The sequence below is a fragment of the Gluconobacter kondonii genome, assembly GCF_002723995.1.
Lineage (GTDB): Bacteria > Pseudomonadota > Alphaproteobacteria > Acetobacterales > Acetobacteraceae > Gluconobacter > Gluconobacter kondonii.
The window spans coordinates 1-13,910 of record NZ_BEWP01000008.1 but is presented as its reverse complement, the minus strand read 5'-3'; the positions used below and the strand labels follow the sequence as shown (position 1 = coordinate 13,910).

Below are 13,910 nucleotides of genomic sequence, written 5' to 3'. Positions count from 1 at the left end.
TGCCTCATGACCGGCCATCTCCTGAAAATTCTCGTAGTTTTTGGTATAATGACGACGGGTGTTTCAACTTGTCTTGCCACGGCCCATTCGGTTGACCCTGCCACCATGATCGCAGCGTGTCCCACATGGCCAAGCCATTGTCGAATTGATTTAAAAGGGCAAGTCTACAAACTTCAGGATACACTGCGGATCAATCCGCTTACAATGACACTCACGAATGGCGTACTAGATGCATCTGGTCTTTCCGATGGAAAACCAGCAATCATTATCTCGTCAGATGGTAAGGGGCAGCCTGAAAGTTACGACACTGCTGCCAACAGCATTGACCATCTTGTTTTGGCCGGTCAACCGAAGGCAGACGGGATCGTTTTCGACAATGAAGACGAGGACAATATCCGTGCGGCCGCGATTACACTGAAGAACATCTCCATTTCGAACTTCCGGCGGGGACTAACGGTCGGGAACCATGCCTACGGGTTCGGACTTGCCCATGCTCAGATCCATAACAATGCGACAGGGATTTATACCATTCCCAATCCGGTGGATGCCGGAGAGCGGATTGCTCTGGTTGATGTTGGTGTTTTCAACAATACACTCGGCGTCGATGACGAAGGCGGTATGGAGTTGGACTGGCTCGCATCGCGCCTTGATTATAACGCGACAACCGCCTTCATTTCCGGTCCCTGGACGTTCGACGGGCATATAGAACTTGCCCCTCCGCAGACGCCTCCGATCCGGTTGCATGCTTTGGTCGGAAAACCGGCAGGTTCTCTTTACATGACCACCGGATCGATCATTCTTGTCAACCAGTCTGGCGGCAAGGCCAGCAGTGATTACTGGGTCCAGAGCGACAGCCCCTACAGCAGCATCCAGTTTCCAGCCCAGACTTATGGTGTCCGCGGAAAGATCGGCATCATGAACGGCCCCGCCGCCGTTTACGGCCCTGCCCTTCCCGCATTCAACCCTCACTGATCAGGCAAAGCCGCAATGAGGGGCAGAGCCTGATCGCGAACCTATCGCCTACGCCATCCAGCGTCTGACAGATTCAAGACCCAGTGTCAGGAGTTCTTCGGCCCGCTCGGACGTCGCCGATTCAACATACACCCGCAGTTCCGGCGCATTCCCGGATGGCCGCAGGTGAATGATGTCGCCACGTTCGAACGTCATCCGGATACCATCCGTTTCGTCAACAGCCGTGACTGGCCCGCAGGCTTCCGCGAAGCCCAGGGCTTCACTCACCGCTGGAACATCCTCGCGCAGGAGGGCCAGACGGGCTTGGCTCTGATCTGTCGGGACATCTTTCAGACGGTCGCTCACTGTGAAGCGGGGCGGAAGTGTTTCAAGCAGTTCCGCAAGCCCGCTTTGCCCGCTTCTGGCAGAAACCAGCGCACAGAGCATTGGCAGGACGGCATCGCGCGTCGGCAAAGCCACGAGACGCCGACCATCATGCTCGATATCGCTGGCGAGCAGAAAGCCCCCATTGGCTTCGTAGCCAACGGACGGAACATTGCCCTTCTCCACAGCATCCGTCATGCCTGACACGACAAACGGCGAACCAATGCGCGTTCTTTGAACGAAGGGCGCAACACCGGACGCTTCCAGCGCCGTATTGCTGCTGACGGGCGTTGTGACGGAAACGGCGCCAAGCTTGCGGACCGCGAGAATGCCCAGCACATCTCCCCGCAGCCAGCGACCATTCTGATCCGCCAACAGCGGTCGGTCGGAATCGCCATCCGTCGTGAGGATCGCATCGAACTCTCCGGTCTGAGCCCAGTCCCGCGCGAGAACGACATCTTCCGGGCGCACAGCTTCCGTATCGACCGAAACGAACACGTCGGAGCGTCCCAGAGGATGCGCTTCACCCCCGAGAGCTTCGACGACGGACACCAGAACGTCCCGGCCAACGGCGGAATGCTGATAGACCCCGAGTTTCAGACCCGAAAGCGCTGTCGGGCCGAAGAAATCGACATATCTGGCGACATATTCCGGCAGCACATCAGTCAGAGACGGAACTGTGACCTCAATTTTCAGCGCGCCCTGCTCATCAAACCAGCCATCCGGAAGTGTGACGTCCTCATGCCGCATGGCAGCTTCGTCGCTTTTGAGAAATTCGCCGCGCGCACGGTTGAACTTGATGCCGTTCCGATCATCCGGGATATGGCTTCCCGTCACCATAAGGGAGGGAATGCCCTTGCCAAACGCATAAAGGCTCAGAGCAGGCGTCGGCACAAAGCCGCAGTTTACCGGCTGGCCTTCCATCCAGAGAATGGCAGCAGCACAGGCGCGCAAAATGCGCGGCGTACTCGGTCGCAAGTCTCCGGCGATGGCGACGGATGTGCCGGGAGTAAACTCTCCCAACGTCCGTAAATGTTTGAGATAGCCGACGGTATACGCAAAACAGACAGCATCCGTCATGGACGTCACAAGTCCACGCGCGCCGCTCGTTCCAAACGCAACGCCTGATTCCACCATCCAGTCAGCTATTTTCATATGTAATCAGTCCCAAACAGTTAGAAAAACAGGCGATGGTTGGACATATCAGTGCCTGATTGCGGGCAGTAAGACGCGCTTCTTTTTGCATCCACTCAAGAAGAAGCATTCCCTGTTTTTATGGCTCACGGTTGCTGTGATGACAACCGTGCAGGTTATCCGCAGCAGATCAGATTTCTGGCCCGTCATCGGGGCATCAGCGTGATAAGTCACACTAAATCTTAAAATATCACAGATATATGTGTTCTATATATCGTAATCGGTGATATGGCTGTCCTTCGAATTTGCGTGTCCCTGACACTGAAGCCGTCTGGAGGGCCAGAAATGCGCCGGGATTTCATCATCGGAATCGATAGCGGTTCCACCACGACCAAAGCCGTTGTGTTTTCGTCCACAGGGGCCATCGTGGGAACAGGGCGACGCCGTGTCGCACAGCACATGGAGCGCCCGCACCATGTCGAGCGCGATATGCACGAAGCGTGGCAGGCCGTTATTGGGTCCATTCGCGATGCACTGAGCGCCGCGGGGCTGGACGGAAATGCCATTGCCTCTGTCGGTGTCACGGCGCATGGGGATGGTGTTTTTCTACTTGACCGTTCAAGAAACCCACTTGGTCGGGGCATCATGTCGCTCGACAGCCGGGCGACGGCCATTCACGATCGATGGAAGCGTGACGGTATTTCCGATCTGACACTCCCGATCGCTGGTCAGCGCCCGTATGTTTATTCGGCGAATACCCTGCTCGCCTGGATCCGAAACAACGAACCTGAACGGTATCAGGCAATCGGGTCCGTGATTTTTGCCAAGGACTGGATCCGTTACTGCCTGACGGGTGAAATCGCAACGGATCTGACCGAGGCCAGCACGTCTTTTACCGATCTGTACACGCAGGATTACAGCGACGACCTTCTGGATGTTCTGGGCCTTACGGACATCCGGGCTGCACTTCCGGAAATGCGCCTCTCCTGTGAACAGGGTGGCGTTGTGACCGCCGAAGCCGCAGCGCTGACGGGACTTGTGGCCGGAACGCCCGTTTCGGTCGGATTGCATGATGTAACGGCCGCGGCGGTCGGTCTAGGCCATACCAGAGCAGGCGATCTGTCCATCACGGCTGGAACCTTTTCGATCAACGAGGTTTTCCGCGACCGGCCTGTCGTCGGGGAAGACTGGGCCTGTCGCGCGGGATATCGCCGCGGGTTGTGGAACTGCATGGCGATTTCTCCGGCGTCCTCGAGCAATCTCGAATGGCTGGCGAAAATCCTCATGCCCGGCGATCAGGACGCCGCTCGTGTTCTTTCTGCGGAAATAGAAGCACGCCTGTCCCAGCCGGGAGCCCGTCCTGCGGTTCCGTTGTATCACCCGTTCCTGTTCGGATCGCCCTATGACGCCCCTGCCAGCGCGTCCCTGTTCGGTGTGCAGTCCTGGCATGACCGGGCGGATCTGTTTCAGGCAATGGTGGAAGGAACGGTGTTCAATCATCGCGAACATGTTGATGCCCTCAAACAGACCGGACCCGTGCGCAGGATCGGAATTTCGGGAGGTGGAAGCGGACAACCTGCCATCGCCCAGATGTTCGCGGATATTCTGGGCATGCCTGTCCGCATCCCCGAAGTCCGCGAAGCCGGAGCTTTGGGCGCGGCCCTGACAGCGAGCGTTTCCGTAGGATTGTACGCAAACCTTGAAGATGCCGTGGCCGCGCAGGACGTGCCGATGCACACCTACAGACCGCAGCCGGACCGCGAACGCGTCTATGAGGGAATTTATCGCCGTTATGTCGCACTGACGCAGGCCATGAGGCCGTTCTGGTCAGATCTTTATGATGGCGGAACATCCTCGCTGAAGCCTGCCACGACAGAACGATCTCGCGAAAACGATCTCGTGGAGGCCGGACCGGTTCTGAACTACGCCATGGCCGGCACCATGACACAGGGAGCACGGCCATGAGCGGACTGAAAGATATCCGCGAGACTGCGGAGTTCGATGTCGTCATTATCGGGGCCGGCATCAACGGAGCCGGACTGTTTCGCGAACTGGCCCTACAGGATCTGCGCGTCCTGCTCGTCGATAGGAGCGACATCTGTTCCGGCGCCTCCTGCGCGCCCTCGCGGCTGATCCATGGCGGAATCAAATATCTCGAAACGGGTGAATTCCGCTTGGTCGCGCAGTCCACTCTGGAGCGCAATCTTCTGCTGCGGAATGCGCCGCACGTGGTCAAACCCCTGCCAACGGTTCTGCCAATCCGCTCCTGGTTCGGAGGCATCGTCCCGTCCGTGCGGAAATTCCTGCGTCTGGGCAGCAAAATGACCGACCGGGGGGCTCTGGTGCTGGAAGCCGGGCTTCAGATCTATGATTTTCTGGGACGCCGTGCGCGTGTCATGCCCCGACACAACCTCTTCCTCAATCGCAGAACGCGGGAAGAATGGCCGCATATGGCGACGGATGTTCTCGCCACCGCACAATATTATGACGCGGCCATCACCCAGCCCGAGCGGCTTGGTTATGAATGTGTGCAGGACGGGCTGAATGTCGGGACCGGCTGCGGGGTTGCGACCTATACCGTTCCGGTTTCATTTGCCGATGGCATGCTGCGCCTCAGGGACAGCATGACCGGAGAGACACGCAATGTCCGGACACGGGCGCTTGTGAATGCGGGAGGCGCGTGGATCGACCGCATCAATGCCGTCCTCGGCGAGACGACGCGTTATATCGGCGGCACGAAAGGCTCGCATCTGTTGTTGCGGCATGACGGGCTTCTGCGCGAACTCAAAGGACGCATGATGTATTTCGGAACACCGGACGGGCGGATCTGTCTGGCCTATCCGTTTTACGGTCACGTTCTGGTCGGCTCGACGGATATCCGGATCGAAGATCCCGATACCGCCATCTGCACCGATGACGAACAGGAATACATGCTGCGAATGGTCGCGGATCTGTTCCCCGGCTTCAGCTTCAGTTCTGATGACATAGTTTACCGTTACAGTGGCGTCCGCCCCCTCCCCGCGACCGATGCGTCCGATCCCGGAGCCATCAGCCGCGATCATATCGTGCATGAAAACCGGCTTGGAGACACGCCCCTCCTGTCCTTGGTTGGCGGGAAATGGACGACATTCCGTGGACTGGCCGAAGAGGTTGCAGATCAGCTTCTCGACACTCTGGGCGCTGCACGGCACCTCTCCACGAAGAACTTCCCGATTGGCGGCGGCCGCGACTATCCGACGCCGGAGCGCTATTCCGCGTATCTGGACGAGTTTTTCGTGACCTATGGCATGCCGCGCCAGAGGGCCGGAATTCTGCTGGAACGGTACGGATCGCGCGCCCGCGCTTTTGCGGTGTTCTGCCAGAAAGAAGCCGACGCGCCATTACGGACGCTCCCGACCTACACACGTCGCGAACTGGCCTTCATCGCTTCGGAAGAACTGGTCCGCACCCTTTCCGATGTTCTCTTTCGCCGGACGCCGGTTGCCCTGAGCGGCCTCCTCACACCCGACGTCGTTCTCGAAGTGGGCGGTGTCGTGGGTGCAGCTCTCGGATGGAGCGCACAGGAAACGGACCGGCAGTGCCGCGCCGCCTGGAAAGAAGCGCAGGAGCGCCACAACCTGAAGGGCGACCTCCCCGACACCTCCCCCTCACAGACAGCCCTGAGAGCCTGAACCATGAACCGTTATGAAGAAAAAATCGCGCGCATGCTGGCCGGTCAGGACGACCGTACGGATTTCATTCTCGCCGATGCCAAGGATTCCGACATGGCTGCGGGCATCAGCGCCACAGGTCTGCGTCGCAACCCCAGACAGGGTCATTCCCGTTTCCGGACGCGGCGCGAATATGTCGACGTGATCCACGGCATCCTTCAGCAGGACATCGTGGACATCATGCTGACGTCGGCCTCCATTCTGGAGACCCTGATCGCGGAAGACGGTTTTGCCGGAACCCGGATCCAGTCTGCGATCCGGGCCAATGACACGACGGATCTGTGGCGCGGGCGGGGTGGCTCCTACCAGTCCCAGAAATCCGTTCCGTTCCGCTCGGCATCGCTGAAAAAAGCGCAGACCAGCCTTGGCCTGTATTCCATGACTTTCAATGGTGACGCCGAACAGGACAGCTTTGCGCTGGAAGAATTCGCCCGCTTTCGGGAAGAAGCCGAAGAAAGCCGCTTTTCGTATTTCCTTGAGGTCTTCAATCCCAATGAAGGCCGGATCGCACAGCCGGATCGCGGCTTTTATCTGAACGACATGATCGTCCGCTGTCTGGCAGGTTTGCGACGTGAAGAACGCCCCGTTTTTCTGAAGGTGCCCTTCAATGGCGCCGACGCCCTGAACGAACTCTGTGCGTTCGACCCTTCCGTGATCGTAGGCATCATGGGGGGCAGCAGCGGAACAACGCGCGACTGTCTGGAACTGATCCACCAGGCGCAGTGCTGTGGCGCACGCGCCGCACTTTTCGGCCGCAAAATTGTGGATGCGGATGACCCGCTTTTACTGATCGAGGCCATGCGCAGCGTAACCGATGGTGCCCTGTCTGCGAAAGAAGCAACGCATCTGTATCATGAAAAACTGGGCGCTCAGGGCGTACCGCCCCTCAGAGAGGCGGATCTGGATAGCGTGGTGACCGAAGCGGTCCTGCTGGAGCGCGCAGCGTAACATTTTTATGTGTTATAAAGCAGAGCGGGTTTCCCAAGAATTCAGAAGAAAATCGCCCTCAAAGAGGATTTTTCTTCTGAACTGACTAAATTTTGTTTCGTTGTTTTTGGTATTTGTAACTCTTTTATGTTATGCTTTAACGCTCAAGCTAACATATGCCGGTCTGCAACACGGAGAATCGGGATGAACATTCAGCCTCTCGGAAGGTCGGAAATGGATCAGGTCTGGATCGGAACGAGCTGGAAGATGAACAAGGGACCGGCCGAAGCCATCGCTTCAGCACAGGCCTTAGAAGGATTTGTTCCGCCGCAGGGGATCCAGCCTTTCGTCATCCCGCCGTTCACGTCCCTGAAGGATGTCTGCACCGTGCTGGAAGACAGCGCCCTGATGGTGGGCGCGCAGAACATGCACTGGGAAGACAGCGGTTCTTGGACGGGCGAAGTCTCGCCGGAGATGATCCGGGGCTGTGGCGCTTCGATGGTGGAAATCGGTCACTCCGAACGTCGCCAGCATTTCGGCGAGACGGACTGGACGGTGAACCTGAAGGTTCATGCAGCCCTCCGCCACGGGTTACGCCCGCTCATCTGCATCGGCGATACGCTGAACGAGTATGAGTTTGGCGTCTCACACGAAACGCTCGCCCGGCAGACCAAAATCGCACTGCATGGTGTGGCGCGGAAAGATCTGGCGAATGTCCTGATTGCCTATGAGCCGGTCTGGGCCATCGGAGCTTCCGGCCGCCCGGCGGACGCAGGCTTCGTCTCGGACGTTCACACCCGGCTCCGGCGCGTCGTGCAGGACCTCGCAGGTGCGGAGGGCGCGCGCATCCCGCTGCTTTATGGCGGCAGCGTCTCGCAGGACAACATCCGCAGCTATGTCGGACTTGCGGATGTGGATGGTGTGTTCATCGGACGGGCGGCCTGGAAAGCAACGGACTTCATGGCCCTCATCGACAGTGTGCGTGATCTGGTTTCGGACAAAATAGCGGCCTGAACGGTCGCCTGAACGCAAGAACAGGAAAAATGACCATGCGTATTGCCATTGGTGGAGACAGCGCCGGCGAAGGGCTGGCGAGACTTCTGACCCAGCATCTCTCAACATTTGGGCGCCATGTCGTCGTTGACATGTCCCATCCCGAAGATGAACGGGCCGAACTGTATTCCGAACTGAGCGAGCGCGTGTCGCTGGCGGTTCTGAGTGGTGAATTTGACCGGGGCATCCTGTGCTGTGGAACCGGAATTGGCGTGTGCATTTCCGCCAACAAAATTCCCGGCATCCGGGCGGCCCTGACGCATGACACCTATTCCGCCGAACGCGCGGCCCTGTCGAACAACGCGCATATCATCACCATGGGCGCGCGGGTGATCGGACCGGAAGTGGCGAAGTCGATCGTGGAAGCCTGGCTGGCCTGCACCTTCGATCCCAAAAGTGCATCGGCGCGCAATATTGCCGGAATTGATGCACTCGGCAGGAAATACCGGCAGCCCGTCTCCGCGGACATGAGCTGCTGAAATAAAAACTTTCAGTCCGAACAGGTTCTGGCTGATTTTCGAAAGAACAGAGTTATGAAAACGACATTTGCTTTTGCGGCAATGCTGGCGGCTGCGCCAGTTCTGTCCTCCGGCGTCGCCTGTGCGGCGGAGAGTGGCGCGCCCCTGCATTTCGTTCTGATCCCCAAGACGGTCCATCCGTGGTTTGACAAAGCCATGACAGGGGCGAAGGCCGCTGGTGACATGATCACCAAAACGACAGGCCGCCCGGTCGAGATCGAATATCGCGCGCCGCAGACAGCCGATGTGTCTTCGCAGAACGACATTATCGAACGCGCTGTCGCGACCCATCCCGACGGTCTAATCCTCGATCTTCTGGATGAGAAGGGCAACCGCGCCGCCATGGACGAAGCAGCGGACCAGAAAATCCCGATGACGGTGTTCGACTCCCTGCCTCCCGAAGGCATGGACATCACGGCCGTCGGCGCGGATTTCTGCGAACAGGGCACTATGGCGGCCGAGCGGCTGGCGAACCTTGTTGGCAAGAAGGGTGAGGTTGCCATCATGATGGGCGTGCCGACCGCTCCGAACCATACGCTTCGGGCCGAGTGTGAAAAGAAGGTCTTTGCGAAATACCCCGACATGAAAGTCGTCGCGACGGGGATCGACAATGACAGCATCGAAACCGCACAGAAACAGGCCTCCGCCATCATGCAGGCCCATCCGGATCTGGTGGGCTGGGTCGCCTGCGATGCGTCCGGACCTGTGGGCATTGGACAGGCCATCCGCGAGGGCGGCAAGACCGGGAAAGTCAAGGAAGTCGGCCTCGACAACCTCAATGACATGATCCAGCTCATCAAAGACGGCGTAGCGGAATCTTCCGCCTCCAGCCGGCCCGAAATGCAGGGTTACTGGGCCGTCATCTCCGCCTGGCAGAAAGCCATGGGACAGAAGACACCCAAATATATCGATACCGGAATTGATCTTCTGACCAGCAAAACCCTCTGACATCTTGCCGTACGATCAGGACAAGGGAAACACGACCATGACAATTCTTCAGATCGAAGCCGTACGGAAGACCTATCCCGGCGTGGTCGCGCTCGATCATGTGGACCTGACGCTGGAGCCGGGGAAAATCCATATTCTCGCTGGCGAAAACGGTGCTGGAAAATCCACCCTGATCAAGGTCCTGACCGGCCTCGTCGCCCCCGACGAGGGCCGCGTCCTGATCGAAGACGGAGACGCGCTGGCGGACCGCACCCTGTTTACGAAGGTCGCCTATGTCCCGCAGGAGCTGAGCCTTTTCGGTTCCATGACGGTGGCCGAAAACATGTTCATGCCGTTCGACCGCTCCGGCTTCGGACATCTGACGGTCTCACGCCGTGCCATGGAGAAGGCTGCGGCAGACCTCATCCAGCGCTTCGGCATTCATGCAAAATCCGGACATCTGGTAAACCGCATCAGCGTGCCGGACCAGCAGCTTCTTCAGATCGCGCGCGCGGCCTGCCGTGAGGAATTCAGGGTTCTCATCCTTGATGAACCGACCTCCTCGCTGACGGCGAACGAAACCGAGCATCTGTTCCGGATCATCCGCAGATTGCGCGATGACGGCTGCGCGATCGTGTTTGTCTCCCACAAGATGGAAGAAATCTTTGAGCTGGGCGACACGGTAACGGTTCTGCGCAATGGCCGCAGCGTCGGCACCTACCCCATGCCGGGCATGACGGAAGGACACCTGATCCAGCTCATGTCCGGCAGTTCGGTGTCTCTGGAAGAGAAGTTTCAGCCGCGTTTCGCCGTCAGTGAAAACGACACGATCTTGAGCGCTAAACAGATTTCAGGCCCGGGGTTTTCGGACGCCTCCTTCACCCTGCGCCGGGGCGAGATTCTTGGATTTGCGGGGCTTGTCGGCGCGGGCCGCTCCGAACTGATGCAGACGATTTTTGGCTATCACCGGGCGACATCCGGCCAGTGTTTCCTCGATGGAGAAGAAATCCCCCGTGGCCGCACGGACCGCGCCGTGGCGATGGGGATGGTGTACCTCTCCGAAGAGCGCAAGCATCACGGCATTTTCCCGCTGCTCAGCGTGCGAGAAAATATCAGCCTCTCGGTTCTGGATCGCATGAAGCGCGGCGGCATCATTTCCTCCCGGCGTGAAAATGACGTCGTAGCGGAGACGATCCAGCAGTTCGACGTCCGGACGTCCTCCGCCTCCAAAAAAATCGTTCATCTGTCAGGCGGCAACCAGCAGAAGGCGATCATCGGACGCGCGATGGCCCGCAGACCTCGCGTCCTGATTTTCGACGAGCCCACCAAAGGGATCGATATCGGAACCAAGTTCCAGATTTACCGCATCATGCAGCAGCTTGCCGAAGAAGGCGTGGGGATCATCCTCGTTTCGTCCGAAATGACCGAGCTTCAGCGCTGTGCCTCGCGGATCATCACCATGTATTCCGGCCGGATCACGGGTTCGTTCGATCAGGCCACCACCGACGTCAACACGCTTGTCGGCGCGATCATCGGCGCCCCGGAGACCCGTCATGTCGCTTGAAACCACCCTCCCCGCCGCGCCGTCCAAGCCACCGAAACTACCGCCCATGAAGGCTCTGGTGTCGCGTCTGGTGGGCAATCCGCTGGGCGGCGTCATCGCCGCGCTCGTCATCATTTTCGGGGCGTCCTGTGCGCTGTCGCCGCACTTCCTGACGTCATTCAACATGATGATCATCGCGCGTGCGCTGGCCTTTGTCGGGCTGGTCACAATCGGGCAGTCCGTCCTCATGATTCTGGGCGAGCTTGATCTGTCCGTTGGCGCCATTGGCGGTCTGGCGGGCGTGGTCGGCGGCATTTTAATGGTGCAGCTTGGGTTGAACCCCTGGCTTTCGCTGGCTCTGTGCCTGCTGATGGGAGCCGGGTGCGGCTTGCTGAACGGGGCGCTCATTACGCAGCTTCGCCTTCACTCGCTGGTGCTGACAATCGGTATGGCCGGCGTTTATGGCGGCGCCAACCTCGTTGCGACCAAAGGCGTGGCCATTACGGGCATCCCCCGTGACATCTCCTTTCTCGGGCGTGGGCTCGTCATGGGCGTCCCCGTGCCGTTCGTCGTGCTTCTGGTGTGTCTGGCGGTTGTGGCGTTCGTCATGTTTCGCACGCCCGTCGGCCGCTACATCTACGCGATCGGCAGCAACCCGGACGCCGCCCGGATGCTGGGCATCCGCGTCAACGCCATCCGCATGGGCGCCTTCGCGCTCGCCGGGTTCCTGTCCGCACTCGCCGGGATTCTGATGGTCGCCCGTCTGGGAACGGCCCAGCCTTCCATCGGTGACACATGGGTTCTCGCCCCCATCGCCGCAGCCGTCATTGGCGGTGTCGCAACCACCGGCGGCATCGGCAGCCCGGTCGGAGCGGTTCTGGGTGCGGTCATCATCGGCATGATCGAAGACATCATCGTTCTGTTCGGAATTTCGCCCTACTGGCAGTCGGTCGTCAGCGGCGGGATCGTTGTCCTCGCCATCTCCTTCGACGCACTGGCCCGTCGTTACCTCAACCGTGATGCAGCCTAACTGTCCCGCTGCGGGACACGACTGGAGGAAAAACACATGACCAAGATTTGCGGCGACGCATCCAATTTCGCAATGTCAGCCCTTCGCGGGTTCAGCCTGATCCATCATGACCTTGTGCGCCTCGTCCGTGGCGGCGTTCTGCGGGCAAAGCCCGGCCCGAAAGGCAAAGTCGCCGTCGTGCTGGGCAGCGGTTCGGGCCACTATCCCGCCTTTGCAGGCTATGTCGGCAAGGGCTTCGGAGATGCCGCCGTAGCAGGCGACATTTTCGCATCTCCCTCCACGCAGGCCATCAAAAGCATCGCCCGACAGGCCGATCTCGGCGGTGGGATCATCCTCGGCTACGGCAACTACGCGGGCGATGTGCTCAATTTCGGGATTGCTGCCGACCGTCTGCGCGAAGAGGGCTATGACGTCCGCGTTCTGGCAACCGCCGATGACGTGGCCAGCTCGGACGCCTCCACCCGCGAACGCCGCCGGGGCATTGCGGGAGACCTGCTGATTTTCAAGATCGTAGGGGCCGCTGCCGAAGCCGGACTGACGCTCGATGAGGTCGAGGAAGTCGCGCATCGCGTGAACCGTCAGACCTGCACCTTCGGCGTGGCTTTCGACGGCTGCACCCTGCCCGGCGAGACTGAAAAACTGTTCGAGGTCCCCAAAAACCGCATGGCCCTAGGGCTTGGCGTTCACGGTGAGCCGGGAATTGATGAACAGGACGTCCCCTCCCCCGAAGCGCTGGCAAAAATCCTGTTCGACCGTCTGCTGGCCGAAATCCCCCACGAGGCGCCGCGCCGTGTCGCTGTTCTGCTGAATGGTCTGGGCAGCACCAAGCAGGAAGAGCTTTTCGTGCTTTGGAACGCGCTGGCGCCAATGTTCGAAAACGCCGGACTGACCCTCGTGGCCCCGTTGGTGGGCGAGTATGTCACCAGTCTGGACATGGCGGGCTGTTCCCTGACCCTGACATGGCTCGACGAGGATCTTGAGCAGTACTGGCGCGCGCCAGTAGATTCCGCAGCCCTGCGCCATGACAAATTGGTCGGAGACGGCGTGGCCGACCTTGCCGTCGAAGATGAAGCAACGATCGTTTATATGCGCTCCGCTACCGCAGCGGGCCGTCAGGGCGGGGCGTGCGTCGCGGACGTCATGGAAAATCTGGCGAAAATGCTGGCCGCCGAGGAATCCAGCTTGGGGCATATCGACGCCCTTGCCGGGGACGGCGACCATGGACAGGGCATGGCGCGCGGGTCAGCAGCGTCGGCCCGCGCCGCCCGCAACGCGGCCAATGCTGGTGCAGGTCCTGCCACGGTTCTCGCCACGGCCGCAGATGCCTGGGCCGACCGCGCCGGGGGCACATCGGGCGCGCTCTGGGGGGAAGGCCTGCGGGCCTTCAGCACGGCCCTCGATGACGGCCGTCTGCCGAGTGCCGAGCAGCTTTCTCAGGGCGCCCGCAATAGTATGGAACGCATCATGCTGCTCGGCAGGGCCAAGCCCGGCGACAAGACGCTCGTGGATGCTCTGGTTCCGTTTGTGGAAACGCTGGAACGAGAACTAGCCGCGGGCCATGAACTCATCAAAGCCTGGATGGAAGGCGCGGAAGCCGCCTATCAGGCCGCGCAGGACACACGCAACCTGTTGCCCCGGATGGGACGGGCGAAAATGCATGGCGAGCGCAGCAAGGGCCATCCGGATGCCGGTGCCCTGTCCCTCGCCCTCTGTGTACGCAGCGTCGGCAGGGA

11 protein-coding genes are annotated in these 13,910 nt (G+C 59.7%); 10 read left to right on the top strand and 1 reads right to left on the bottom strand.

Annotated features, from left to right (window positions below; translation table 11 throughout):
- The first annotated feature begins 6 nt into the window (after positions 1 to 6).
- Positions 7 to 972 (top strand): hypothetical protein, encoded by a 966-nt coding sequence (locus tag GKO01_RS10135; protein ID WP_145994753.1) that lies wholly within the window; start codon positions 7 to 9, stop codon positions 970 to 972.
- 48 nt (positions 973 to 1,020) lie between these two features.
- On the opposite strand, the gene GKO01_RS10130 is transcribed toward GKO01_RS10135, so the two are convergent.
- Positions 1,021 to 2,472, bottom strand: coding sequence for a phosphomannomutase (locus GKO01_RS10130; protein ID WP_174694288.1), 1,452 nt, complete (start codon positions 2,470 to 2,472; stop codon positions 1,021 to 1,023).
- 342 nt (positions 2,473 to 2,814) lie between these two features.
- Between GKO01_RS10130 and GKO01_RS10125 the strand changes: the two genes are divergently transcribed.
- From GKO01_RS10125 to GKO01_RS10085, 9 genes are all read left to right on the top strand, one after another.
- Positions 2,815 to 4,434, top strand: coding sequence for an FGGY-family carbohydrate kinase (locus tag GKO01_RS10125; protein WP_099286993.1), 1,620 nt, complete (start codon positions 2,815 to 2,817; stop codon positions 4,432 to 4,434).
- Positions 4,431 to 6,140, top strand: coding sequence for a glycerol-3-phosphate dehydrogenase/oxidase (locus GKO01_RS10120; protein ID WP_099286992.1), 1,710 nt, complete (start codon positions 4,431 to 4,433; stop codon positions 6,138 to 6,140). Before GKO01_RS10125 ends, GKO01_RS10120 begins: the two co-directional genes overlap by 4 nt.
- 3 nt (positions 6,141 to 6,143) lie before the next feature.
- Positions 6,144 to 7,127, top strand: a complete 984-nt coding sequence (locus GKO01_RS10115) for a beta/alpha barrel domain-containing protein (RefSeq protein WP_099286991.1) — start codon at positions 6,144 to 6,146, stop codon at positions 7,125 to 7,127.
- Positions 7,128 to 7,310: 183 nt separating this feature from the next.
- Positions 7,311 to 8,120: a triose-phosphate isomerase gene (locus GKO01_RS10110; RefSeq protein ID WP_099286990.1), complete on the top strand. Its 810-nt coding sequence runs from the start codon at positions 7,311 to 7,313 to the stop codon at positions 8,118 to 8,120.
- A gap of 35 nt (positions 8,121 to 8,155) precedes the next feature.
- Positions 8,156 to 8,638 (top strand): RpiB/LacA/LacB family sugar-phosphate isomerase, encoded by a 483-nt coding sequence (locus GKO01_RS10105; protein ID WP_099286989.1) that lies wholly within the window; start codon positions 8,156 to 8,158, stop codon positions 8,636 to 8,638.
- Positions 8,639 to 8,692: 54 nt separating this feature from the next.
- Complete coding sequence (locus GKO01_RS10100) at positions 8,693 to 9,625, top strand: substrate-binding domain-containing protein (protein WP_099286988.1); 933 nt, start codon at positions 8,693 to 8,695, stop codon at positions 9,623 to 9,625.
- A gap of 37 nt (positions 9,626 to 9,662) precedes the next feature.
- Positions 9,663 to 11,168, top strand: coding sequence for a sugar ABC transporter ATP-binding protein (locus GKO01_RS10095; RefSeq protein WP_099286987.1), 1,506 nt, complete (start codon positions 9,663 to 9,665; stop codon positions 11,166 to 11,168).
- Complete coding sequence (locus GKO01_RS10090; protein WP_099286986.1) at positions 11,158 to 12,177, top strand: ABC transporter permease; 1,020 nt, start codon at positions 11,158 to 11,160, stop codon at positions 12,175 to 12,177. Before GKO01_RS10095 ends, GKO01_RS10090 begins: the two co-directional genes overlap by 11 nt.
- Positions 12,178 to 12,213: 36 nt before the next feature.
- The coding region (locus GKO01_RS10085; protein ID WP_099286985.1) for a dihydroxyacetone kinase family protein at positions 12,214 to 13,910 on the top strand (1,697 nt) is incomplete at its 3' end.